This window comes from Candidatus Pelagibacter sp. PS_02, from assembly GCF_059418065.1.
In genome coordinates, this window is sequence record NZ_CM182079.1 from 527,749 (window position 1) to 551,999 (window position 24,251).

23 protein-coding genes and 1 tRNA gene are annotated in these 24,251 nt (G+C 28.3%); 21 read left to right on the top strand and 3 right to left on the bottom strand.

The genetic code is table 11. The features are described from left to right. Window positions 1-10: 10 nt before the first annotated feature. The 13 genes from AC5SL4_RS02700 to AC5SL4_RS02760 all read left to right on the top strand — a co-directional run bounded on the left by AC5SL4_RS02700 (window position 11) and on the right by AC5SL4_RS02760 (window position 12,376). Window positions 11-724 (top strand): efflux RND transporter periplasmic adaptor subunit, encoded by a 714-nt coding sequence (locus AC5SL4_RS02700; protein ID WP_494587533.1) that lies wholly within the window; start codon window positions 11-13, stop codon window positions 722-724. Next, complete coding sequence (locus AC5SL4_RS02705) at window positions 721-2,055, top strand: efflux RND transporter periplasmic adaptor subunit (RefSeq protein WP_494587534.1); 1,335 nt, start codon at window positions 721-723, stop codon at window positions 2,053-2,055. The genes AC5SL4_RS02700 and AC5SL4_RS02705 overlap by 4 nt, the downstream gene beginning before the upstream one ends. Beyond that, a complete protein-coding gene (locus AC5SL4_RS02710; RefSeq protein WP_494574314.1) occupies window positions 2,052-4,154 on the top strand; it encodes a site-2 protease family protein in 2,103 nt (700 codons plus the stop codon). The genes AC5SL4_RS02705 and AC5SL4_RS02710 overlap by 4 nt, the downstream gene beginning before the upstream one ends. A gap of 77 nt (window positions 4,155-4,231) precedes the next feature. Continuing rightward, window positions 4,232-4,849, top strand: coding sequence for a type IV pilin protein (locus tag AC5SL4_RS02715; protein ID WP_494587535.1), 618 nt, complete (start codon window positions 4,232-4,234; stop codon window positions 4,847-4,849). Window positions 4,850-5,037: 188 nt separating this feature from the next. Further along, window positions 5,038-5,397 carry a group I truncated hemoglobin gene (locus AC5SL4_RS02720; protein ID WP_006996981.1) on the top strand — a complete coding sequence of 120 codons (360 nt, stop codon included), beginning with the start codon at window positions 5,038-5,040 and terminating at the stop codon, window positions 5,395-5,397. 39 nt (window positions 5,398-5,436) lie between these two features. Beyond that, entirely contained in the window at window positions 5,437-6,303 is an 867-nt protein-coding gene (locus AC5SL4_RS02725) for a PP2C family protein-serine/threonine phosphatase (RefSeq protein ID WP_494587536.1), read from the top strand. A gap of 3 nt (window positions 6,304-6,306) precedes the next feature. After that, window positions 6,307-6,939 carry a pilin gene (locus AC5SL4_RS02730; RefSeq protein ID WP_006996979.1) on the top strand — a complete coding sequence of 211 codons (633 nt, stop codon included), beginning with the start codon at window positions 6,307-6,309 and terminating at the stop codon, window positions 6,937-6,939. An 87-nt stretch (window positions 6,940-7,026) separates the two neighbouring features. Then, the gene (gene pyrG / locus AC5SL4_RS02735) at window positions 7,027-8,643 is read left to right on the top strand and encodes a CTP synthase (RefSeq protein WP_011282053.1); all 1,617 of its coding nucleotides are present in this window, start codon (window positions 7,027-7,029) and stop codon (window positions 8,641-8,643) included. Beyond that, on the top strand, window positions 8,640-9,464 hold the full coding sequence (gene kdsA / locus AC5SL4_RS02740; RefSeq protein WP_011282054.1) for a 3-deoxy-8-phosphooctulonate synthase: 825 nt from the start codon (window positions 8,640-8,642) through the stop codon (window positions 9,462-9,464). The genes pyrG and kdsA overlap by 4 nt, the downstream gene beginning before the upstream one ends. After that, the gene (eno, locus tag AC5SL4_RS02745) at window positions 9,465-10,721 is read left to right on the top strand and encodes a phosphopyruvate hydratase (RefSeq protein ID WP_027306928.1); all 1,257 of its coding nucleotides are present in this window, start codon (window positions 9,465-9,467) and stop codon (window positions 10,719-10,721) included. It begins immediately after the preceding gene. Then, window positions 10,721-11,023: an FtsB family cell division protein gene (locus tag AC5SL4_RS02750; protein WP_006996975.1), complete on the top strand. Its 303-nt coding sequence runs from the start codon at window positions 10,721-10,723 to the stop codon at window positions 11,021-11,023. The genes eno and AC5SL4_RS02750 overlap by 1 nt, the downstream gene beginning before the upstream one ends. Next, complete coding sequence (lipA, locus tag AC5SL4_RS02755) at window positions 11,013-11,939, top strand: lipoyl synthase (protein ID WP_018414093.1); 927 nt, start codon at window positions 11,013-11,015, stop codon at window positions 11,937-11,939. The genes AC5SL4_RS02750 and lipA overlap by 11 nt, the downstream gene beginning before the upstream one ends. Next, window positions 11,939-12,376, top strand: coding sequence for a type II toxin-antitoxin system RatA family toxin (locus AC5SL4_RS02760; RefSeq protein ID WP_006996973.1), 438 nt, complete (start codon window positions 11,939-11,941; stop codon window positions 12,374-12,376). Before lipA ends, AC5SL4_RS02760 begins: the two co-directional genes overlap by 1 nt. Before the next feature lie 17 nt (window positions 12,377-12,393). Here the strand turns inward: AC5SL4_RS02760 and AC5SL4_RS02765 are convergent, their stop codons facing one another. The 3 genes from AC5SL4_RS02765 to ispD are packed head-to-tail and all read right to left on the bottom strand — an operon-like array spanning window position 12,394 to window position 14,463. Further along, a complete protein-coding gene (locus tag AC5SL4_RS02765; protein WP_494587537.1) occupies window positions 12,394-12,885 on the bottom strand; it encodes a CinA family protein in 492 nt (163 codons plus the stop codon). Continuing rightward, window positions 12,852-13,355, bottom strand: a complete 504-nt coding sequence (locus AC5SL4_RS02770; protein WP_494587538.1) for a phosphatidylglycerophosphatase A family protein — start codon at window positions 13,353-13,355, stop codon at window positions 12,852-12,854. The genes AC5SL4_RS02765 and AC5SL4_RS02770 overlap by 34 nt, the downstream gene beginning before the upstream one ends. Then, entirely contained in the window at window positions 13,348-14,463 is a 1,116-nt protein-coding gene (gene ispD / locus AC5SL4_RS02775; RefSeq protein ID WP_494587539.1) for a 2-C-methyl-D-erythritol 4-phosphate cytidylyltransferase, read from the bottom strand. The genes AC5SL4_RS02770 and ispD overlap by 8 nt, the downstream gene beginning before the upstream one ends. 33 nt (window positions 14,464-14,496) lie before the next feature. On the opposite strand from ispD, the gene AC5SL4_RS02780 reads away from it, so the two are divergent. The 8 genes from AC5SL4_RS02780 (at window position 14,497) to AC5SL4_RS02815 (ending at window position 24,249) form a co-directional block, all read left to right on the top strand. Next, window positions 14,497-16,278: a sensor histidine kinase gene (locus AC5SL4_RS02780; RefSeq protein ID WP_494587541.1), complete on the top strand. Its 1,782-nt coding sequence runs from the start codon at window positions 14,497-14,499 to the stop codon at window positions 16,276-16,278. Further along, window positions 16,278-17,633, top strand: coding sequence for a sigma-54-dependent transcriptional regulator (locus AC5SL4_RS02785; RefSeq protein ID WP_494587542.1), 1,356 nt, complete (start codon window positions 16,278-16,280; stop codon window positions 17,631-17,633). Before AC5SL4_RS02780 ends, AC5SL4_RS02785 begins: the two co-directional genes overlap by 1 nt. Further along, window positions 17,634-19,025, top strand: coding sequence for a Trk system potassium transporter TrkA (gene trkA / locus AC5SL4_RS02790; RefSeq protein WP_011282062.1), 1,392 nt, complete (start codon window positions 17,634-17,636; stop codon window positions 19,023-19,025). A gap of 4 nt (window positions 19,026-19,029) precedes the next feature. Then, window positions 19,030-20,439 (top strand): TrkH family potassium uptake protein, encoded by a 1,410-nt coding sequence (locus AC5SL4_RS02795; protein ID WP_494587543.1) that lies wholly within the window; start codon window positions 19,030-19,032, stop codon window positions 20,437-20,439. 31 nt (window positions 20,440-20,470) lie between these two features. Next, a tRNA-Arg gene (locus AC5SL4_RS02800) sits at window positions 20,471-20,547 on the top strand. Window positions 20,548-20,717: 170 nt separating this feature from the next. Then, the gene (locus tag AC5SL4_RS02805) at window positions 20,718-21,758 is read left to right on the top strand and encodes an amino acid ABC transporter substrate-binding protein (protein ID WP_494587544.1); all 1,041 of its coding nucleotides are present in this window, start codon (window positions 20,718-20,720) and stop codon (window positions 21,756-21,758) included. Between the two features lie 65 nt (window positions 21,759-21,823). Further along, a complete protein-coding gene (locus AC5SL4_RS02810) occupies window positions 21,824-22,969 on the top strand; it encodes an amino acid ABC transporter permease (protein ID WP_494587546.1) in 1,146 nt (381 codons plus the stop codon). After that, window positions 22,969-24,249 carry an amino acid ABC transporter permease gene (locus AC5SL4_RS02815; protein ID WP_494587548.1) on the top strand — a complete coding sequence of 427 codons (1,281 nt, stop codon included), beginning with the start codon at window positions 22,969-22,971 and terminating at the stop codon, window positions 24,247-24,249. Before AC5SL4_RS02810 ends, AC5SL4_RS02815 begins: the two co-directional genes overlap by 1 nt. Window positions 24,250-24,251 lie beyond the last annotated feature (2 nt).

Genomic DNA, 24,251 nt, shown 5'->3' on the forward strand with positions numbered 1-24,251 from the left:
ACATAGCCTCATGAAACAATTACTATTTATATTATTAATTTATTTATCATTTTTAAACCCTGTTCATTCTGAAGAAAGGGAAGCTCGAGGTTTAGTGAGCGCAACGGAGAAAGTTTCCATTTCCAGTGAAATTGCTGCAAGAGTTCAAAGTATTAATTTTTTATTAGGAGATGCTTTTAAAGAAGGGGATGTGCTGATTAGTTTTGATTGTGAAATTTATAAAGCACAAAAAGATGTAATTAAAGCCGAACATGAGAGTGCAAGAATACAATTAGAAAATGATAAAGAGTTATTAGAACTAAGATCAATTGGTAAACTCCAATACCAATTAACAGTTTCAAATTATGAAAAGGCTAAAGCAGAATTGAGTATTGCAACTTTAAATGTGGATCGATGTGAAATCATTGCTCCTTATGATGGAAAAGTGATGGATGTTTATACAACTATTTTTACCAGTATAGAACAAAGACAACCCTTAATGGACATTGTTGGGGATGGATTATTAGAAGCTGAAATTGTTGCTCCAAGTAATTGGCTTAAATGGTTAAAAAAAGGACATAACGTAAAAATCATTATTGATGAAACTGGAGAAACGTTAGATGCAACCGTTATTAGTTTAGGAGCTACAGTGGATGCAATTAGTCAAACAATAGAATTAAAAGCACAGTTTAATGAAAAATACGATTCATTAATACCTGGAATGAGTGGGATCGTTAAATTTTGAGCGAAGATAAAAACATAAAAGTTGCTCGGTTATTTGGTTTAGAAAAAAAAGCAAGAGAAGCAAGATCTCAAGACGAACTACATTTTGTAATCGCAAATGAGACAAGACAAATTATCGATTATATCAGTGCGTTTTTATTATTAAAAACACCAGCGGATAAATTTAATATTAAAGCAACCTCTGATTTAGCTACAGTTGATAGAACGTCACCTTTACTTACTTTTATAGAAAACTTTGTGAACAACGATAAATCGTTAAGTGATAAAGAAATTCAAAATTTAGAATTAGACAAAATTGCTAAAAATATTAATTCTGAGAAACCAAAAAATTTACCCGAAAACATTTTATTTATTCCAATTATTTCACCTCAAAAAGGCCTACAAGGTTATTTATTATTAGTAAGAAGTGAAAAATTTTCTGAAAACGAAATTGAACTTGCCGGACATTTGTCTTCAACTTATGGTCATGCTTTTAATTCGTTCTTAAAAGATTTTTCAATTAAAAATCATTATAAAAAATATTTAACTGGAAAAAAATCATGGAAAATTTATGCAGCTATTTTTATAATTTTAATTTTACCTATTCGAATAACTAGTACGGCTCCAGTTGAGGTTATAGCAAAAAATCCAAGCTTAGTTACTTCACCATTTGATGGGGTGGTTAAAAATATTGTAGCAAGTAATAACGATAAAATTAAGCAAGGTGATTTATTGGTTTTATTAGAAGATATCGAACTTAAGAATAATTTAAATATTACAAACCAATCCCTTCAAGTAGCTCAAAAAGAACTTCTTCGAAGCAGACAATCATCCTTTACGAATAATGAGGAAAAAGCTCGATTAGCAGAATTAGTGGCACAAGTAGAATTAAAAAAAGTAGAAGTAGCATCAGCACAAGAAAAGCTAAAAAATACAAAATTATTTGCAAAACAAAAAGGAATTGCAATTGTAGATCAAAAAAATGATTGGCAAGGACGACCCGTTGCAGTGGGTGAAAAAATTATGACTGTTGCAAATCCTGATGAAGTTGAGTTTTTGATATGGTTGCCGGTTAAAGACTCGTTAGTGATTAAAGAAAATTCTAAAGTTAAAGTGTTTTTAGACATTAATCCAATTAGCTCGTTAAAAGGAAAACTTTTAAGATCTTCTTACGAACCTTCTTTGTCTCCTGAAGAAATATTATCTTATAAATTAGGAGCTAGTTTTGATGGAAAAAAACCTCCAAGAATAGGATTGAGAGGAACGGCTAAAGTTTATGGTTCAAGAGTTTTTCTATTCTATTATGTTCTTAGAAAACCAATTACTTTTGTAAGACAATTAATAGGAATATGATCGTTCCTTATCTAAGACAAGATTTAGAAGTTTTTCGTGGTAATAGCCGTGAAGATGGTTCGCCCGCATGGCTTTTGTATGATGCAATTCGAAATAAATACTTCACACTTGGTTTAACTGCTTTTAAACTTATTAAAAACTGGAGTGGGGGTGAAGATATTAAAAACTTTGAAAAGAAAATTAATTCATCAGGAATTGAAACCAGTGAAGATGAAATAAAAAGTTTTATTAGTTTTCTTCACCAAAATAATTTAATTGTCCAACCTTCCGGTCAAAACGTTAGCTATTTACTACAACAAAAAAATAGCATGAAGAAGAGCTGGTTATTATATTTAATACACAGTTATCTATTTTTTAAAATTCCATTATTTAAACCAGACAATTGGCTTTCTAAAACTTTAAAATATGTAAAATATTTTGGTTCAAAACGATTTAGAAATATTACTTACTTCTTTGGTTTTGTTGGTTTATTTTTAGTCGCTCAACAATTTGAAACCTTTAAAAGCACTTTTCTTTATTTCTTTTCTTTTCAAGGGTTAATGCTTTATTTCTTAACTTTAGTTTTTGTAAAATGTCTTCATGAATTAGGACATGCTTATATTGCAAAACACTATGGTTGCAGAGTATCTGCGATTGGAATAGCTTTTTTAGTTTTTTTTCCATTTTTATATACCGATACAACTGATGCCTGGAGACTTAGAAATCACAAAGAAAGATTATTAATAAACTTTGGTGGTATACTTACAGAATTACATCTAGCGTTATTTGCAACTTTTATTTGGGGAATTTTACCTGAGGGTGGATTTAAAAGTGCAGCCTTTTTCATTGCAACAACATCATGGATTTCATCCTTAACAATTAATGTAAGTCCTTTCATGAGATTTGATGGCTACTATGTTTTTTCCGATTGGTTAAAAGCTGAAAATTTACAACCTCGTTCATTTGCTCTTGCAAGGTGGAAAATAAGGGAAACTTTATTTGGTCTTAATCATAGTCCTCCAGAAGAAATTAACCCCTCAAGAAGATGGACTTTTATCGTTTATGCTTGGGCGACATGGCTGTATCGATTTTTTCTATTTTTAGGTATTGCACTTTTAGTTTATCACCTAGCATTTAAATTTTTAGGAATCATACTGTTTGCGGTTGAAATTTATTGGTTCATTATGTTACCGGTAATTCGTGAAGTGAATAATTGGTACAAATTAAAATCTGAAATAAAATTTAACAAACAAACCAAAAGAACTTTAATCATTATTACTGCTTTATTAATGGTTTTATTCTTACCCTGGAAGTCATCTTTAAAAATACCTGCAGTATATATTTCTGAGCAGTATTTAAAAATTTACGCACCTTATCCTTCAATGATTAAAAGAATATTAGTTGAAAAAGATGATGAAGTTGAAAAAGGACAAAATCTAATTGAACTTTATTCGCCTGATTTAGAGAATGAAATTATTTCATTAAGAAGAAATATAAAACTAATCAAGACAAAGATTAATCGATTAAGTAATTCAGCAGGAAATATGGATCAATACTTAACGTTACAACAAAGATTAATTGCTCTACAAACAGAATTATCTGGTCTTACAAAAGTTCAAAATAAGCTTTTAATTAAAGCACCCATTAAAGGAAAGATAAAAGATTTTTATAATTTATCTGAAGATATGTGGGTTAGTAATTTAGATCAACTTTTAGGTATTGTTCAATTCGGTACTGGAAAAGTAAAAGGATTTATTAAAGAAGAACAAATAGATCGATTTTTAGAAAAAAACCCAGCTGTCTTTATTCCAAACGATGGAATTCATGATAAAGTTTATTTAGTTTCAAAATCACTAGATTTATCTGCTGTTAATAATCTTCCTTACATTTCATTAAGCTCAATTCATAATGGTCCAGTTGCTATAAGAAATTTTACAGGAGGAAAATTTCAATATCGTCCACAAACAGCACATTATATTGCAGACTTCAAACTTGCGAAACGTAGTAAAATTCAATTCGAATTACCTGGTTATGTTCATATTGAAGGGAGTCGATACAGCCCTTTTACAAAATTGTTTAAAAATATTATTGCTATTCTTGTAAGAGAAAGTGGTTTTTAAATATCATTAGTTTATTAAACCTAAAATGGACGTCTTTTGATATAAAAAGATACATCAAATCAATTATAATTTTAAAAATGAAAGTAATAAATAATAAAAAAGGTTTTACCTTAATTGAATTATTGGTGGTAGTTGCCATCATTGGTATTTTATCATCTGTCGGGGTTGTTGCTTATAATGGGTATACAGCTGGGGCTAAAGAATCAGCTTGCAAAGGTAATTTTAGAACCATAGTTAAATCTGTTTATGAAAATATAATGTGGTGTGAGCTTAACCCAACAATTAATTTTATAGGGGGTAATGATAAACAAGTTTGGGAATATGATTGTAATACTATGTTCGTTGGCGGCATGTCAGTTTCGTCTCAGCTTGGGTACACGACAAATGAAAAAATAGCCCACCTTACTATAACTGAAATTAGTAATCGAGATAGACATAGAGAACCAGACTCAACAATAGGTTCAAGAACAACACTTAACACGATTTCTAATCCCTACACTGGTCGTTATGTTTATGATGACACACCCAGTGAATATTATTATGGAGATAAATATGATATGAGAGGTAAATTATCTCTTAGAAAAAGAGATAGTAGTGGAAATGAATTAAGCAATAATTGGCAGTCAGAGGGACAACTGTATCTAATAACTAGATGTGGTGATAAGGTGATAGAACACGAATTTGATATCTATTGAAAATTTATATGTTTTCTTCTAGATAACGCTATGACCAATTCTCATTGGAGCATGAGTGGAGCAAAAAAAGTTAGTTCCAATCACTAACAGCTTTAACTTATCAAAATTATTAAAAGCTTTCAAATAAAACCCAAAATAAACATAGTATGACTTTGATTACATTAAATATAAGTATATATTTTAAAATTATGACTCAAACACTTTTTGAAAAATATGGCGGAAAAAAAACAGTTGGTCAAATTGTTATTAATTTTTATCAAAAGCTTATGGCTGATGAAAATTTAAAAAAATTTTTTACAAATTCTGATATGAAAGTTTTGATTTCACACCAAACTAATTTCATTTCCCAAGCTTTAGGTGGGCCAAAAGAATATACTGGTCTTGATATGAAAACTGCTCATCAAGGCATGAAAATATCTCAAGAAGACTTTAATGGAGTTGCTGGACATCTAAAACAAACCTTGGAAGAACTAAATGTTGAAAGCCAAGATGTTGACACCATCATTGGTGTTGTCGCTCCACTTTCAGAACATATTGTATCAAAATAACAGAATTCATAATTAATAAATTTTGGTAATATTTATTTGATGATAAAAATAAATAATTGGGAAGACTTAATAGCATTAGCAAAAGAACAAGGGCTCACACCTAAGGAAGCATGGGAAAGAATTGAAAAAACAAATCTAAAATTTTTAAATAGAAAAAGTTCAGCAGAAAAAGAACTTAAAAAAGGAACAAGAGTACAAAGACTCATGTTTCCAAAGAATAATGAGGAAAATATTCTTTTAGCAAAAAATGTACCTTCTTTGGATGTTTCTGGTGATTTTTATAATTTCAAAAATTTAGAAGATAAAATCTTTTTTACTCTTGGCGATGTTTCTGGCAAAGGAGTGGATGCAGGACTCATTATGGCAAGAGTTACCGCATTGTTTGAAATCCTTGTTGAGGAAAAAAAGAGTCTTATTGAAATTGTGTCATTAATAAATGATAATTTATATAATTTACGTTCAGGAAAATTTTTAACAGGAATATTTGCTGTATACGATAAAAAATCTAAAAATCTTGAATTTATTAATGCTGGCCATTCAGAAAGTATAATTTCAGAGAATAAAAAAATTACTGAACATGTTTCTAGCAAAATTCCGCCGCTTGGAGTTCAGCCTATTAATCTTGATTTAAATAGTGTTTTAAATAAAATTTCATTGAAGGATAAAATTTTTTATATATACAGCGATGGCTTAAGCGAAAGTAAAGATTTTGAAGGAAATGAAATTGAAGCTGAGGGTATAATAGATTTGTTAAATAAGAATAAAGATCACGATATTGCAACACAATTGGAAAATATTTTTATAGAAATTTCCGCGTTTGGTGCATTGCAAAATATGTCAAATGAAGAACAAAGTATAATTAAGGATGATCTTACAATTTTAGCTATTAATGGGAAAAATATTTAATCAATGAAAAAAATTAAAAATGGTTTTACCTTAATTGAATTATTGGTGGTAGTTGCCATCATTGGTATTTTATCATCTGTCGGGGTTGTTGCTTATAATGGGTATACAGCTGGGGCTAAAGAATCAGCTTGCAAAGGTAATTTTAGAACCATAGTTAAAGCTGTTTATGAAAATATAATGTGGTGTGAGCTTAACCCAACAATTAATTTTTTGTGGGGTTCACAACAATCTCGAGAATATGATTGTGGTAATTTGGAGGAAGAAAACTATAACAGAAGCTTAAATGCAACTTCAGAAGAAATATTAGCCAAGCTTACTGTACATCAACTTGGTAATATGGATAGAATTAGAGAGCTTGCCGCTGCAAGAGGGCAAGAGACAAAATTAGATTCAAGATCAACACTTAAAACGATGACTAATCCCTACACTGGTTATACTGTTCTTGATGCTGCATCACCCAATGCATATTATTATGGAGATAACTATGATATGAGAGGTAAAGTAACTCTTGGAAAAAAAGATAGTAGTGGAAATGAATTAGGCTTTGCAAATTGGAAGGCGGAGGAAGAGGGACAACTGTTTCTAATAACTAAATGTCGTGATAAAGTGATAGAATACGAATTTGATATCTATTGAAAATTTATATGTTTTCTTAAAATGGATAAATAATTAACATAAAATACTTCTTTCCATTTTCATATTTAATGTCTATAAGATACTACCATGGCGCGATATATCTTTGTCACCGGCGGTGTGGTTTCTTCCCTTGGTAAAGGTCTCTCTTCAGCATCATTAGCTTATCTATTACAATCAAGAGGTTACAAAGTTAGAATTAGAAAACTAGATCCGTATTTAAATGTAGATCCAGGAACTATGAGCCCATTTCAACATGGAGAAGTTTTTGTAACCGATGATGGAGCTGAAACAGATTTAGATTTAGGTCACTATGAAAGATTTTCAGGAGTGTCTGCAAAAAAATCAGATAATATTACAACAGGAAAAATTTATAGCGATGTTCTTAGAAAAGAAAGAAAAGGAGAATATTTAGGAAAAACTGTCCAAGTTATTCCACATATTACTGATCGTATAAAACAATTTATCAAACACGATTCATCCAAAGAAGATTTTGTTATTTGTGAAATAGGTGGAATAGTAGGGGATATAGAAAGCCTGCCATTTGTAGAGGCGATTAGACAATTTGCAAATGATGTGGGTAAAAAAAATGCATTATTCATTCATTTAACCTTAGTTCCTTACTTAAAAGCATCGGATGAAATAAAAACAAAACCAACCCAACACTCAGTTAAAGAATTAAGAAGTATAGGTATTCAACCAGATATCATCATTTGTAGATCGGAAAGACCTATTCCATTAGATCATAGAAAAAAAATATCATTATTTTGTAATGTGGATATTAAAAATGTTATTGAGACAGTAGATGTAAGAACTATTTATGAAGCTCCAATGAGCTTTTTTAAAGAAAAATTAGATTTGCAAGTTTTAAATTATTTTAAATTAAAATCAAAAAAACCTGCAAACTTAAATCCTTGGAAAAAAATAACTAAAATAATTTTACATAATAAAAAACAAGTTAATATTGCAATCATTGGAAAATACGTGGAGTTAAAAGATGCTTATAAATCTTTAGATGAAGCATTAACCCATGGAGGAATTGATAATAAAGTTAAAGTCAATTTAGTTAGAATAGATTCTGAAAAATTAAAAATTTCTGAAATTAAGAAGAAGCTTAAAAATATTTCAGGCATATTAATTCCCGGTGGATTTGGTAAAAGAGGCACAGATGGAAAAATTGAAGCTATCAAACACGCCAGACTAAATAAAATTCCATTCCTTGGAATTTGTTATGGAATGCAAATGGCCATCATTGAATTTGCAAGAAATCAATTGAATTTAAAAAATGCTACCTCAAGTGAGTTTGATAAAAAAGGATTACCTATTATTGGATTAATCAATGAATGGACCAAAGATGGTAAAAAGATTAAAGGAACCGATAAAGATTTAGGAGGCACAATGAGACTGGGTTCTTATGATGCAAAACTAAAAGATAATTCAAAAATCAGTAAAATTTATAAATCCAAATTAATTAAAGAGAGACACAGACATAGATATGAAGTCAATATTGCTTTTAAAGATAAATTTGAAAAAAAAGGGATGATTTTTTCAGGGTTATCGCCTGATAATAAGTTACCTGAGATTATAGAGTTAAAAAATCACCCATGGTTTATAGGGGTTCAGTTTCACCCTGAATTTAAATCTAGACCTTTAGCTCCTCATCCTTTATTCTCTTCATTTATCAAGGCAGCTAAAAATCATAAATGAGTAGTAAAAAAGTTAATTGCGGAAATATAGAAATTTCAAACGATAATAAGATTTGTATTATTGCTGGACCTTGTCAGCTTGAAACTGAACAACATGCAATGGACATGGCAGGTAAAATTCAAGAAATTACAAAAAAATTAGGTCTTGGATTTATCTATAAAACTTCATTTGATAAAGCGAATAGAACCAGTTTAAAAGGGCAAAGAGGGGCCGGTTTAGAAGCTTCCCTTCCCGTATTTGATAAAATTAAAAAAGAACTCAACGTTCCAATTTTAACCGACATTCATAACGCAGAACAATGTTCATTATTAAAAGATCATGTTGATATTTTGCAAATACCTGCATTTCTATGTAGGCAAACGGATCTGTTAATCGCTGCTGCAAAAACGAATAAAATTATAAATGTTAAAAAAGGTCAATTCCTAGCACCATGGGATATGGTTAATGTTACAAAAAAAATTTCAGACTCGGGTAATAATAACATTTTAGTTACAGAAAGAGGAGCAAGCTTTGGTTATAATACTCTTGTCTCTGACATGAGATCTCTACCCATAATGGCAAAAAATGGTTATCCTGTTATTTTTGATGCCACACATTCAGTTCAACAACCTGGAGGCCTAGGCGAGACTAGTGGTGGTCAAAGAGAGTTTGTTGAGTACTTAGCAAGAGCTGCGGTTGCTGTAGGTGTTGCGGGTGTTTTTATTGAAACACATCAAGACCCAGATAATGCTCCATCTGATGGACCTAACATGGTTCCATTAGATAAATTAGAAAAATTATTATCTCAATTATTTGAAATAGATAATCTGATTAAAAAATAAATGAGTAAGATTTTAAAGATTAAAGCTCGTCAAGTTTTTGATAGTAGAGGAAACCCCACAATTGAAGCTGAAGTTTATTCAAAAAAATTAAGTGCGTCTGCCATTTGTCCATCGGGTGCTTCAACCGGAACTTATGAAGCATTTGAAAAAAGAGACGATAACAATAAAAAATATTTAGGTAAAAGTGTTTTAGGTACAGTCAATTTAGTTAATACGAAAATTTCAAAAAAATTAATAGGTACAAATATTCATGATCAAACACGTATTGATACAATCTTAATTAATCTTGATGGTACTAGGCAAAAAACAAATTTAGGTGCTAATGCAATTTTAGCTGTATCAATGGCTGCTAAAAAGCTTTCAGCAAAGATTAAGAATGTTCCACTGTATAAAACTTTTTTAGTAAAAAATAATTATAAATTACCATATCCATTAATGAATATTATTAATGGTGGAGCACATGCTAATAACGGATTAAGAATTCAAGAGTTCATGATTAGACCCGATAAAGCTAAGAGTTTTTCAGAAGCTATGAGAATATGCTTTGTTGTAATTAATAACTTAAAAAAGCTAATTATAAAGAAAGGGTTGTCAACATCTGTAGGAGATGAGGGGGGCTTTGCTCCAATGATTAGTAATAATGAAAAAGCTTTAGATTTAGTTGTTGCTGCAATTAATAAGTCTGGTTTTAAAAATGGCAAAGATGTTTCGATTTGCTTAGATGTAGCGGCAAATGAATTAATGAAGAAAGATAAGTATTCTATTCATTCAAAAAAATTTGTTTCGGTAGATCAATCTATTAAAGAATATAAGAAAATAATAAATAAATACAAAATTAAATCTATTGAAGATCCATTTGGAGAAAATGATTGGATGGCATGGAGTAAATTAATGAAAAATACTAATAATGTGCAAATAGTTGGAGATGATTTGTATGTAACTAATTTAGAAAGACTTAAAAAAGGCTTTTTAAATAATTCTTCAAACTCTATATTAATTAAACTCAATCAAATTGGTACGGTATCTGAAACACTTGAAGTTATAAAGTTTGCACAAATTATTGGATATAAAACAATAATTTCTCATAGATCTGGAGATAGCGAAGACACTTTTATAGCAGACCTGGCTGTAGGTACAAATTCAAATCAAATAAAAACTGGATCTTTAGCTAGATCAGAACGTGTTGCAAAATATAATCAATTATTACGTATAGAAGAAGAGCTTGGAAAAAAAGCATCAATGAGTAAAATTCATTAATGCTGGGGAAATTAAAAAAAAATTATTTTTTATTAATCTCTACTTTTTTAATACTTTATTTTTTCTTTAACCTTCTAGATGGTGAAAGAGGTCTTTTTTCTTATTTTAAAAAAAAAGAAATTTTAGTTAATTTAAAAATTGAAGAAGCTAATTTATCTAATAAAATCAAAGAGCTTGAATTTAAAAACTCTCTATTAAGTACTAAATTAGACCTAGATTATGTTGAAACCTTAATTAGAGAAAAATTTATGTTTGGCAAAGAAGGAGAGACCCTTTATATAATTAAAAAGAATGACAACTAAGCCAAGACATCCAGAAAAAGTTAACAAACCTTTAAATCCAATCAAAAAAAAACCTGATTGGATAAGATCTAAACTTGTTAATAGTAAAGAGTTTTTTCTAACAAAAACAATTGTTAATAATAATAATTTAGTAACGGTATGTCAGGAAGCTAACTGTCCAAATATCACAGAATGTTGGAGCAAAAGACATGCAACATTTATGATAATGGGTGATACTTGCACAAGAGCATGTGCTTTTTGTGATGTAAAAACAGGCAAGCCAGGAAAACTAGACTCATTAGAACCCGTTAAAATAGCTGAAGCCGTAAAAAAATTAAATTTAAAACATGTCGTAATCACTTCTGTTGATAGAGATGATCTCGACGATGGAGGATCAAATCATTTTTTTGAGGTAATTGATCAAACAAGAAAAAAAAATCCTAATACATCAATTGAAGTTTTAACACCTGATTTTCTAAGAAAAGGAGATGCTTATAAAAAAGTACTAGAAGCTAATCCTGATGTTTTTAATCATAACATTGAAACTGTGCCTAGACTTTATTTAAAAGTAAGACCAGGCTCTAGATATTTTTCATCATTAGAACTCTTAAAGAATGCAAAATTAGTTAATAAAAATGTTTTCACAAAATCAGGATTAATGGTTGGATTAGGTGAAAATAAAGAGGAGATCATTCAAGTGATGGATGATCTAAAAGCAGCTGATGTAGATTTTTTAACTGTTGGTCAATACTTGCAACCCTCTGTAAGACATCACCCTTTAGATCGTTATTACCATCCAGATGAATTTAAAGAGTTAGAAACTATTGCAAAATCAAAAGGATTTTTATTAGTTTCATCGACACCTTTAACTAGATCTTCATATCATGCAGATGAAGATTTCGCTAAACTTCAACAAAATAGAATTAATAATCATTAATGCCTAAGGCATCAGTTAAGAGAAGTATAAATAAAAAAAAAAATAAACTTATTGAGTTTGTTTTGGATATCGAAAAATATCCAGAATTCATCCCTTTTTGCCTAGACTCAAAAGTCTACGATAGAAAAGATGAAAATAATCAAATTTTAATCATAGCAGATTTAACAATTGGAAAGGGTCCTTTTAGCGATACTTATAAAAGTGACGTTAGATTTAATAAAAAAGATGACACGATTAATGTTACTAATTTAGATGGACCACTAAAACATTTACAAAATAATTGGAAATTTATAGAAAATAATAACATCACTGAGGTTTATTTTGATGTTGATTTTGAAATTAAAAATAAGTTTTTAAATTTGTTAATGGAAAAATCTTTTGAATTTGGTTTAAATAAAATTGCTGATGCTTTTCAAAAAAGAGCTGAAACTGTATAAAAAATTTAAAAAACTGCTCAAATTAAAGAGCTAACAATATCCAAGGCCCTTTTAACTGAAGCTTTTTGAATTGAGCTTCTTGTTTTTTGTTTAAAAATATTTTTTGTTATCAACAATTTATTGGATCTTTTTACTCCTATATAGACTAATCCGATGGGTTTGTTTTTAGTTGCGCCATTAGGACCTGCAATTCCAGTGACAGATACATTTATTTGAGCTTTAGAAATCTTTGTTAAATTTTTAACCATAGCCTCACAACATTCAGCACTAACAGCACCATATTTCTTAATAATATTTTTATTTACTTTTAAAATATTGATTTTTGCTTGATTAGAATAGGTAATAAGACCTATGTTGAATACTTTAGATGCACCACTAATAGAAGTAATAGATGCAGCTAACATCCCTCCTGTGCAAGACTCAGCAAAAGATATTTTAAGTTTTTTTTTGATTAATTTTTTTACAATATTTTTCATTATAAAATGTAGCTCTTTAAAATCATGAAACACACAAGAGTTAGAACCACATAAAAACCAGCACAGATATCATCCATAATTACACCAAAACTATTCTTAAAGTTTTTATCAAAAAAGTTTACAGGAAATGGCTTCATGATATCAAAATATCTAAAAAGAATAAAAAATAGAGCATAATAAACAATTGCTTCACCAGCATCTTTTGTTGTTCCATGAGATATCTCATAAAGATATATGGGTATTGATTGACCTAAAAATTCATCAATTATTATTTCACCAGGATCCTTATTTTCACTATTTTCTATATAATTTGAAACAGCATAAAATGAGTAAATAAATATTATTATCAATCCAAATAAGATTATATTTGGTGAAATATTTAAAGTGTGGAATAGATAATAAAGAATAATTACAGTCGCCAGTGACCCAAATGTTCCAGGCATATATTTAATTTTACCAAGACCAAACATAGTAACTAATAATGAGTTGAAGGAATTAGTCATTTTTAATAACTGAGGCTATAACTTCACAAGCTATAGCTTTTTCTTTACCAATTACACCTAACTTTTCAGTTGTTTTACCTTTTATATTAATTTGAGTGGGAGAGATATTACAAATTTTTGCAATACAGTTTAATATTTGTTTTTTATATTTTTGAATTTTAGGTTTTTGAGTAATGATATTAATATCAAGATTATTTAATAGATAACCTTTTTTTACAGTTTGCTTTATTATTTCGCTTAACAGAATTGTAGATCTGATATTTTTAAATTTCTTATTATTATCAGAGAATTTTTCACCAATATCACCCATAGAGCAAGCTCCAAGTATAGCATCTGTTACAGCGTGTAACACAGGATCTCCATCTGAATGACCTAATGTACCAATAGGTGAGGGTATCTTAATTCCACCTATGTAAAGCTTCTTATTAGGAACCAACCTATGAACATCAAAACCTATTCCAAATTTTATTAAATTATTAAATTTAATATCTGAATTTATTGTAATTTTATTATTAGTAGTTTCGCCCTTTATAATCTTTATTTTTTTACCAGCTCTTACAAATAAGTTAGCATCATCAGTAACTTCCTCACTTTTATTATTTTGAAGTTCAAAAAGTTTTTTATAGTTAAAAGCTTGAGGTGTTTGGATTAAGTAAATATTTTCTCTTTTTAAATTTTTAACATTATTCGATATTTTCTGCTTAACTGTATCTGCAGTTTGAATTGCGGGAATTACACAATCATTTAATTTTAATTCATTCATTAATTTATTTAAAAGTTTTAAAGAAAAATTTGGTCTTGCAGCATCATGAATTATTACATTTTTAAAATTATTTTCTTTAATACTTTTTAAGGCATTATAAGCAGACTCTGCTCTTGTTTTTCCACCTGTGATAATTCTGATGTTTTTAATATTAAGTTTCTTGATAAAATTTTTGTGTTTTTTATTTACTACCAGAACAATTTTATTAAATTTATTAAAAACTTTAGCTTTATCAATTGAATGCAATAATAAAGGTTTACCTTTATAATTTGTGTAGGGTTTTGGAGTATTTGAATTAAATCTTTTACTTTCACCTCCAGCAAGTATTATAAAGCAACTATTCATGATAAAAATATATAACACATTATTTTGTTCAAAATGATTGATTTTATTAAAAAAAATATATTCATCATTCTAGTATTTTTAATTACTTTATTCATAGGTTTTATAACTTTTTTAACGTTTATTGATAAAAGTTTTTTAAAATTATCTGATGACAATCTCCAACTATTATTAATTGGAAATATTGCATTGTTAATACTTCTTTTTTTTATGATATTTTCAGAAGTAAGAAATTCTTTAAAGATAGATGTTGATGTAAGTGGCTCTAAAGCCAATAGAAAATATATAACATTCTTTGCATTATTTACTTTAATTCCTTCGATTTTAATTTCTTTATTTTCATTATTTCTCCTTTCATTTGCTCTTGATAAATATTTAGATAAAAAAATAACAACAGCTGTTAATAATTCTTATGAAATTGCAAAAAGCTATACTGAGGAAGTTAGAACAAAAACACAATCAGAAATAATTTTAATAGCATTTGATTTAAACAAAAGTATCAATTTTTTAAATACAAATATTAATCAATTTAAAAGTTTTCTTAAAACTCAAAAACTAATTAGAGGTATGGATGAAGTTCATATTATTGAAGGTAATGGAAATTTATATTTATCAACTTTAGAAGATACTACTTTATATACACCTCCTTTAAGTGATGCTTTAGAAATGGTCCAAAATGATAAAAGACCACTTAAGATTATTAATGCTTATAAAAATCAAACAGCATCCATTATAAAGCTTGAAAACTTTGAAGGTAAGTATTTATACATTGTAAAGTATTTAGATAAAAAAATTTCTCAATATTTACTAGAATCTCAAGAAGCTCTTAATTTTTACTACACAGTTTTAAATAAACAAACTGGGATTAAGATATCATTTGTATTTATTTATCTAGTTATAGTTTCACTATTATTATTTTTATCCATATCAATAGCTATAAGATTTTCATCAAGATTTTTTAGGTCTATTAATAATTTAATTATTGCATCTTCTAATATTGGAAAAGGGAATCTAGATATTAAAGTACCAGAAATTAAAACTGATAAAGACATGGAGATTTTAAATCAAAATTTTAATTTAATGATAGATAAATTAAAATCACAACAAGAAAAAATTATAACAAAAGAAAGACACGAAGCCTGGGAAAATTTAGCTAGAAAATTAGCTCATGAAATTAAAAATCCACTCACACCTATTCAATTAACTATCGATAAATTGAAAAATAAATATTCTGAAAAAATAGCAGATCATGAAAAAGAAGATTTTTCCAAAAGTTTATTGATTATTGGAAAGCAAATTAAACAAATTGAAAATTTAGTTAATGAATTTTCAGATTTTGCAAGAATGCCAAAACCAATTCTCAAAAATAACAACCTAGTTTCTTTGATAAAAGATAATGTTAAATTAATAAATGAATTAGATAATGAAATCATAATTGATTTTAAATCAAGTAAATCTAAAATTCTTTTAAACTCTGATAGTGAACAATTAAGCAGAGTTTTCTTCAATTTAATTAAAAATTCTATTGAAAGTATACAGGATAAGAAAATTAATAATGTTAATTTTAATGGAAAAATCGATATCTCTATAAATGAGAATGAGGAAATAATTAACTTCATAATTATCGATAATGGATTAGGATTTGGAATATTTAAAAACAATATAAAAGACATTCTAAATCCTTATTTTACAACTAAAAAAAAAGGTACGGGCTTAGGTTTATCTATTGTTAATAAAATAATAAATGATCATAATGGTAAAATAAATTTTATATCACTTAAAATGGGTGCAAAAATTGAAATTACATTTACAAAATAATGAGTACTGAAATATTAATTATTGATGATAATGCAGATATTAGAAACATTATTAATGACCTAATAATTGAAGCTGGTTATAAAACAAGATTAGCTGCAAACTATAATCAAGCATTAAATGAGATTGATAAAAAACTCCCTGATGTTGCAATAATAGATGTTAAGTTAGATAAAAGTGAAAATGATGGTTTAGAGCTGTTATCACACATCAAGACTAAGGATAAAAATATTCCAGTTATAATAATTACAGGGCATGCGAATGTTGAAATGGCAATCAAAGCTTTAAAAGCTGGCGCTTTTGAATTTATTGAAAAACCTTTTAATCAGGAGAGATTATTAAACTTTGTTGATAGAGCTGTTGAAAACTTAAATCTTAAAAATAAGAATAAAGAATTTGAAAGTAAACTTTTTTATTCTTATGAACTAATTGGTGTTAGTGACAATATTAAAAAAATAAAAGATCAAATAGATAAAATATCAGTTTCTGAAAGTAGAATTTTTATCAATGGACCTACTGGCTCAGGTAAAGAGTTGATAGCAAGAAAGATACATAAAGAATCCAAAAGACAGAAGGGTCCTTTTGTTATTCTGAATGGCGCATTACTTGATATTAAAAAATATGAATTAGAATTATTTGGTGAAGAAAAAAATAATGGCTCTATAACTTATGGCGCTTTAGAGAAATCAACAAAGGGTATACTTTTAATAGATGAAATTTCTGAAATCCCACTTGATACTCAATCTAAAATTTTAAGAGTTTTAATAGATCAAAAATTTAGAAGAATTAATGGCAGCCATGATATTAATGTTGATGTAAGAATTATATGCTCATCTAGTAAAGATATAAAAAAAGAAATAAAAAATGGTAATTTTAGAGAAGACTTATATCATCGACTTAATGTATTTGAAATTAACATCGACCCTTTAAAAGACAGGGTTTCAGATATACCTTTGTTAGTTGAATATTTTTCTGAAAAAATTTCAATAAACTACAATTTAAAAAAACTAAGTATTGATACAAATAATAAATATTTACTCAATTATGATTGGCCAGGAAATGTTAGAGAATTAAGAAATTTAATAGAGAGAATAGCAATACTTGCGCCTGATAGTACTGATAAAATTTCAAATATTATTAAAGAATCTCTAAAAACACCTGATATTAGAAATATACCATCAGAAAACTCTTTATCTATACCATTAAAAGAAGCTAGAGAAAATTTTGAAAAAGAGTATTTAACTACCCAATTAAAAAAATTTAATGGCAATATATCAAAAACTGCCGATTTTATTGGAATGGAAAGATCTGCCTTACATAGAAAGCTTAAAGGTTTAGGGATCAAGGAATTAAACTAAATGAATATTATAATTTGTGGAGCTGGTAGAGTGGGCTTTACTATCGCAAAAATTTTAAGTGAGCAAGGACACTCAATAACCATAATTGATCAATCAAGTGAAGATATACAAAAGATTGATGACACACTAGATGTAAAGTCTATTGTGGGTAAAGCTACTTATCCATCAATCTTGGAAAAGGCAAACGCAACCGAAGCTGATATGATTATCGCAGTAACTCGTAATGATGAAATTAACATGTTGATATGTCAAATTGCATTTTCAATATTTAATGTTCCAAAAAAAATAGCAAGGATCAGATCACAAGATTATTTAAATCCAAAATTTACAAAAGTTTATAATAAAGAAAATTTACCAATAGATGTTATTATCTCACCTGAGATTGAGATAGCAAAGTCACTTCAAAGAAAACTAGAAGCCCCTGGTTCACTAGATAATGTTCCTTTTGCTAATAATAAAATTAGATTGCTTGAGATTTTGATAGATGAAAATTGTCCAATAAAAGATATCAAACTTAATGAACTTACAAAAAAATTTCCAAAACTTAATTCTAATATAATGGGAGTAATTAGAGATGAAAAATTTGTTTTATTAAAAAAAACGGATGTAATGCTTAAAGAAGATAAAGCTTATGTTGTAATTAATGCCTCACAAATGAATGAAACCTTAGCAGCCTTTGGTCATACAGAAAAAATTTCTAATAAAATTTTAATAATTGGAGGAGGAAATATAGGATTTAACTTAGCAAAAAATTTAGAAGAAAGTTTTGATTCTGCAAGAGTTAAGATAATAGAAAAAGATAAGGAAAGAGCAGAACTTATTGCAAGTCAATTAAATAACACAATTGTTATAAATGGAGATGCTTTAGATGAAGAAGTTTTATTGGAGGCAAATTTAGAAGAGGTTCAAACTGTTTTGGCTCTGACAAATGACGACGAAGATAATTTAATGATAAGTGTATTGGTTGAAAAATTTGCTAAAGACAATGATGAATTAAGTGACAAAAGAACTATGGCTTTAATTAACAAGCCTAATTATTCTCTTTTACAATCTTCTTTAAAAATTGATGATTTTATTGATCCTAGAATGAATACTGTATCAAGTATCTTAAAACACATTCATAAAGGCACTATTGAAAATGCTTATAGTATTTTGAATGGTGAATATGAGATTATTGAAGCTGAAATTATTGAAACTTCAGAGTTAGTAAATAAAGAGTTAAAAAATTCTAACTTACCAGATGAAATAAGAATAGGTGCAGTTTTAAGAGGTGAAGAAGTAATTATTCCTAGATCAAATTTTGTATTTAAAAAAGAGGATATTGTTGTTCTTTTGGCTAATAAAGATTTCTTACATGTTGTAGAAAACATGTTTCGTATAAGCTCTATTTAATTTAATGAAATACTTTAAACTCATTTACTTGAGTGTTTTTTTTGGAATAGTTTCAATTTTAGCTTTTTTTAATATCACTTACTCTTACTATCTAAACCTCTATCTAAATCTAAATACTTATATATTTACATTTATAGTCTCTATTCTTTTAACAATATTATTTTATTATTCAAAAAATAATGATGAAAAAAAAATAACTATATATGATAAAATATTAACAATACTTCTTGGTTATTTTTTATTACCACTAGTTATTTCTATACCTTTTTATTTTAGTATTTATAATTTAACTTTTGTTAACGCTTTCTTCGAATCAATTTCTGGATTTACCTCAACAGGCTTTACTATTTTTAACAATATTAATCATATTGATCAAAGCTTAATATTATGGAGATCTGCATCTCAATGGATAGGGGGTCTTTATTTTTTATTTTCTATAATACTTTTAATTGATATTTTTGATCATAGTTTTAAAAAATCTTTAACTAATTTTTTATCTTTTAATAAATCTGAAACATTCAAGCAAGCATTTAAAATTTTTTTATTTTATTCATTAATTACACTTTCAATTTTTATAATTCTAAGTTTATTTGATATTAGGTTATTTAATTCTCTAAATTTAGCAATGACCATAATTTCATCAGGTGGTTTTTTACCATCTAATAATTTGTCTAATATATTGGTCAATAATTCCCAAGTTATAATTATATCAACTTTATTACTATCTTCTTTTTTTAGTATTTTTTTAATTTACAATTTAATCTTTACAAAAAACCATAACCTTAATTTCTTTAATGAAGATATTCATCTGTTATTTTATTTCTTATTTTTGTTGATTATTTTTTTTGTATTTTTAAATTTTGAAAATAATTTTAGTGAATTATTTTTATCCTTAACGAGCAGTATTTCTAATGTAGGTTTTTCTCTTAATAATTCTTCTAATAATTTATCTTTTGTTTTTCTAATACTTGTTATTATTGGAGGATCTTTTTTTTCGACAAGTTCTGGTATTAGGTTTTTAAAAATTTATTCTTTATTTAAATATTCAATTAACGAAATTCTTTCTTACAGTAGACCTAAAAATATTTACATAAATAAACACTTGTTTTCAAAAGATACATTTAAATTAGATGAAATTTATAAATATTTTTTATCTGTAATAGTTTTTATAATTTCTTTATTAATTTTAACCTTTCTATTAACTTTAAGTGGAATTGATTTTGAAAGCTCTTTTAAACTCTCAATATTAACCATAATGAATACAGTAAATTCATCAATGTTTGGGTTAGCTGATTTTAGTTTTTATGATCTACATTTTATCACTAAGTATTATCTAATTTTCTTTATGATTATTGGTAGACTAGAGCTTCTAACTTTATTAATTATTTGTAAAAAATTTCTTTTTAAAAATTAAATTCGTACTATAAATATACAAATATTAATTTGCGCTCTTAGCTCAGCTGGATAGAGCATCGGTTTTCTAAACCGAGGGTCGGTGGTTCGAGTCCACCAGAGCGCACCATCACTATATGTAACACATTGTTTTTAATGGAGCACAACATATAGTTGGAACAATTCTAAAAAATAAATTTTTATTTTGATGCGAGTTATAAAATGTTAAACATCTCACTTAATTCAAATCATTTTGAATTATTTGTTAACAAATAAATAAATAAAACAGAGGAATAAAAAATGTTAAAATACGTAAAACAATTAACTTCTCTAGTTGCTATGGTTGCAGTTCTGTTTGCTTTTACAACAGAAACAATGGCCGCTAAGAAGTCAAAAACTCTTAAGAACACTCAGAAAAAAGGTTTCGTAAGATGCGGTGTATCTCAAGGTCTACCTGGATTTTCAAATGCTGACGCTGCTGGAAATTGGACTGGTGTTGACGTTGATGTATGTAGAGCGGTTGCTGCTGCAGTATTAGGTGATGCGAACAAAGTTAAGTTCACTCCACTAAGTGCTAAAGAAAGATTCACAGCTCTAACTTCTGGTGAGATTGATATCTTATCAAGAAACACAACTTGGACACTTTCTAGAGATGCTGACATTGGTTTAACATTCGTTGGAGTTAACTTCTACGATGGCCAAGGTTTCATGGTAAGAAAAGACTCAGGAATTACTTCTACGAGCCAATTCAAAAATGGAATTTCAGCATGTACTAACATTGGTACTACAACTGAACTAAACATGAGAGATTTCTTTAATTCAAAAGGAATTTCTTATGAGCCAGTAGCTTTCGAAAAAGCTGATGAAGTTGTTGCAGCTTATGACTCAGGCAGATGTGATACTTACACAACTGACAAATCTGGTCTAGCAGCACAAAGAACAAAAATGACTAACCCTGATGATCACGTAGTGTTACCAGAGACTATTTCTAAAGAGCCTCTAGGACCTGTTGTACGTCAAGGTGATGCAGTTTGGGAAGACATCGTAAGATGGTCACTAAACGTAATGATCGAAGCTGAAGAGTACGGTATTAACTCTGCAAACGCTGACATGATGAAAACTTCTGAAAACCCACAAATCAAAAGACTTGTTGGTTCTGAAGGTGAATTAGGTGCAGCATTTGGTTTAGATAACGATTGGAGCTTAAGAATTATCAAACAAGTTGGTAATTATGGAGAAAGCTACAAGAGAAATATCGCTGATACTGGTATTTTACCTGACAGAGGTCCAAACCAAATTTGGACTAAAGGTGGACTACTATACGTACCACCAGCAAGATAATTATTATCTAACAAAACATAAAAAGGGCTAGATTTATCTAGCCCTTTTTTTATAATACTCATCACATGAAATTAAAAAAAATCTTACCTCAACTATTAACATTATTATTTATAGTTTTAATATTTGGTTTTTTTACCATGAATGCTCAAGAGAACATGGATACAAGAGGTATTCAGTTTGGTTTTGGTTTTTTAACTCAAGAGGCATCATTTGATATACAATTTTCTTTAATTGATTATGATGGGTCACACTCCTATGCAAGAGCATATCTTGTTGGATTATTAAATACACTCTTAGTAGCTTTCATTGGAATTATTTTAGCTACATTATTGGGTCTTATTGTTGGTGTTGCAAGATTATCTCCAAATTATTTGATTAGAAAAACTGCTTCTTTTTACATAGAATTTTTTAGAAATGTTCCATTATTATTACAGATTTTCTTTTGGTATTTTGCAGCTCTAAGAGCTCTGCCAATGCCTCAAGATGCTACATTATTATTAGGTTCATCTTTTATGACCATAAAGGGACTTTATACACCAGCTCCAATTTGGACAAATTTCGATATTTTTTTTACAACGTTAATTGTAGCAATGATTTTAATTTTCTTTTTTGTCAAATTTGCGAAAAAGAAACAAGAACAAGAAGGAAAACAATTGCCAGTATTAATTATCTCATTAGCTATTTTTATAGGTCTACCACTGTTAACATTTTTAGTAGCTGGTGTTGATTTATCTTTTAGCTTTCCAGAATTAAGAAAAATGTCTCAATCTTCTTACACATTTGATGGGGGTATGGGTATACCACCTGAGCTAATTGCGCTAACTTTAGCCTTAACTCTCTATACGGCAACTTTTATTGCAGAAAATGTAAGAGCAGGTATTCAAGGTATTGGTAAAGGGCAAAAAGAAGCTGCTGCATCAATTGGTTTAACACCAAGCCAAGTTTTGAAATTAGTAATTATGCCTCAAGCGTTAAGAATAATTATACCACCTACTACTAATCAATATTTAAATTTAACCAAAAACTCTTCTTTAGCAGCAGCAATTGCTTATCCAGATCTAGTTTTAGTTTTTGCGGGTACTGCAATGATGCAAACAGGAAAGGCAATTGAAATTGTTGGTATTACAATGGCCACATATTTAACTATTAGTATAGCAATTTCATTACTAATGAATTGGTACAACCAAAGAATAGCGATAAAGGAAAAATAATGAATTCAAAAAATCTTGATTTATCAAAATCTAAAATTCAAATAAATAGAAATACTTCTCTGATTATTGGAATTTTATTTTTTTTCTTAGGTATTTTTGATTTTTGTTTAAATAATTTCTTTGGTGCAAATATTACCTCTTTCTTACCTAGGTTTATTAACTTTTTTACTCCCTTAATCTTTGGGGTAATTGGTCTTCATTTTATTAGAATTGAATTTTCAGGTATTAAAATTTTAGATAGCCTTAATAAAAATATTAACTCAAGTAATTTTAACGCAGCTTTAAGTTTGTGTATTATTTTTCTTATATTATTTTCATTTCCTCCATTATTAAATTGGTTCATTTTTGATGCTAATATTTCTGGTGACACTAAAGAAGCGTGTACAGGTGGTGGTGCTTGTTGGGTTTATATCAAAGTTTGGTTTAATAGATTTATGTATGGAATGTATCCTAATGCAGAACAATGGAGAATTAATATTACATTTATTACTGTATTAGTCTTTATGGCAGCTGGATTTTTTGTACCTGCTAAATTTAGAAATTATCTTTCTCTTTATTACACCCTTATATTACCAATTATTTCTTTTATCTTAATCTACTATTTGATTTCAGGAGGTTCTTTTGGACTAGAGTGGGTTGAAACAGGTGCGTGGGGTGGCTTATCTTTAACTTTTATAGTTTCTTTTTTCTCATTAATTTTTTGTTTTCCAATTGGCATGATGCTGGCTCTTGGTAGAAGATCTGATTTACCTGTTGTTAAATATTCATCTCTTTCATTCATTGAATTTTGGAGAGGTGTTCCTTTAATTACAGTTTTATTTATGTCAGCTGTAATGTTTCCAATGTTTTTACCTGATGGAACATATGTAGATAAACTAATTAGAGTTGTTGTAGCAATTACTTTATTTGAAGCGGCTTATACAGCTGAAGTTATAAGGGGAGGATTACAAGCACTTCCGCGAGGCCAGTATGATGCAGCTAAATCACTTGGTATGGGTTACTGGAAACTTCATATTTTTGTTATTCTTCCACAAGCTTTAAAATTAGTAATACCAGGAATAGCGAATACGTTCTTAGCACTTGTAAAAGATACACCACTAATTTTTGTAGTAGGTCTTTTAGAGGTAGTTGGTATGTTAAATTTAGCTAAAACTAATCCCGAATGGCTAGGATTTTCGATGGAAGGATATGTATTTGCTGGAATAATATTCTGGATTATTTGTTATAGTATGAGTAAATATAGCCAGAAATTAGAATTAAAATATAAAACAGATAGATAAAT

Excerpts from the sequence above, each read along its gene's own strand:
- AC5SL4_RS02700 (WP_494587533.1), top strand. The coding sequence starts at position 11 with ATGAAACAATTACTATTTATATTATTAATTTATTTATCATTTTTAAAC.
- AC5SL4_RS02710 (WP_494574314.1), top strand. The coding sequence starts at position 2,052 with ATGATCGTTCCTTATCTAAGACAAGATTTAGAAGTTTTTCGTGGTAAT.
- AC5SL4_RS02715 (WP_494587535.1), top strand. The coding sequence starts at position 4,232 with ATGAAAGTAATAAATAATAAAAAAGGTTTTACCTTAATTGAATTATTG.
- AC5SL4_RS02720 (WP_006996981.1), top strand. The coding sequence starts at position 5,038 with ATGACTCAAACACTTTTTGAAAAATATGGCGGAAAAAAAACAGTTGGT.
- AC5SL4_RS02725 (WP_494587536.1), top strand. The coding sequence starts at position 5,437 with ATGATAAAAATAAATAATTGGGAAGACTTAATAGCATTAGCAAAAGAA.
- AC5SL4_RS02730 (WP_006996979.1), top strand. The coding sequence starts at position 6,307 with ATGAAAAAAATTAAAAATGGTTTTACCTTAATTGAATTATTGGTGGTA.
- pyrG (WP_011282053.1), top strand. The coding sequence starts at position 7,027 with ATGGCGCGATATATCTTTGTCACCGGCGGTGTGGTTTCTTCCCTTGGT.
- kdsA (WP_011282054.1), top strand. The coding sequence starts at position 8,640 with ATGAGTAGTAAAAAAGTTAATTGCGGAAATATAGAAATTTCAAACGAT.
- eno (WP_027306928.1), top strand. The coding sequence starts at position 9,465 with ATGAGTAAGATTTTAAAGATTAAAGCTCGTCAAGTTTTTGATAGTAGA.
- AC5SL4_RS02750 (WP_006996975.1), top strand. The coding sequence starts at position 10,721 with ATGCTGGGGAAATTAAAAAAAAATTATTTTTTATTAATCTCTACTTTT.
- lipA (WP_018414093.1), top strand. The coding sequence starts at position 11,013 with ATGACAACTAAGCCAAGACATCCAGAAAAAGTTAACAAACCTTTAAAT.
- AC5SL4_RS02760 (WP_006996973.1), top strand. The coding sequence starts at position 11,939 with ATGCCTAAGGCATCAGTTAAGAGAAGTATAAATAAAAAAAAAAATAAA.
- AC5SL4_RS02770 (WP_494587538.1), bottom strand. The coding sequence starts at position 13,355 with ATGACTAATTCCTTCAACTCATTATTAGTTACTATGTTTGGTCTTGGT.
- ispD (WP_494587539.1), bottom strand. The coding sequence starts at position 14,463 with ATGAATAGTTGCTTTATAATACTTGCTGGAGGTGAAAGTAAAAGATTT.
- AC5SL4_RS02780 (WP_494587541.1), top strand. The coding sequence starts at position 14,497 with ATGATTGATTTTATTAAAAAAAATATATTCATCATTCTAGTATTTTTA.
- AC5SL4_RS02785 (WP_494587542.1), top strand. The coding sequence starts at position 16,278 with ATGAGTACTGAAATATTAATTATTGATGATAATGCAGATATTAGAAAC.
- trkA (WP_011282062.1), top strand. The coding sequence starts at position 17,634 with ATGAATATTATAATTTGTGGAGCTGGTAGAGTGGGCTTTACTATCGCA.
- AC5SL4_RS02795 (WP_494587543.1), top strand. The coding sequence starts at position 19,030 with ATGAAATACTTTAAACTCATTTACTTGAGTGTTTTTTTTGGAATAGTT.
- AC5SL4_RS02805 (WP_494587544.1), top strand. The coding sequence starts at position 20,718 with ATGTTAAAATACGTAAAACAATTAACTTCTCTAGTTGCTATGGTTGCA.
- AC5SL4_RS02810 (WP_494587546.1), top strand. The coding sequence starts at position 21,824 with ATGAAATTAAAAAAAATCTTACCTCAACTATTAACATTATTATTTATA.
- AC5SL4_RS02815 (WP_494587548.1), top strand. The coding sequence starts at position 22,969 with ATGAATTCAAAAAATCTTGATTTATCAAAATCTAAAATTCAAATAAAT.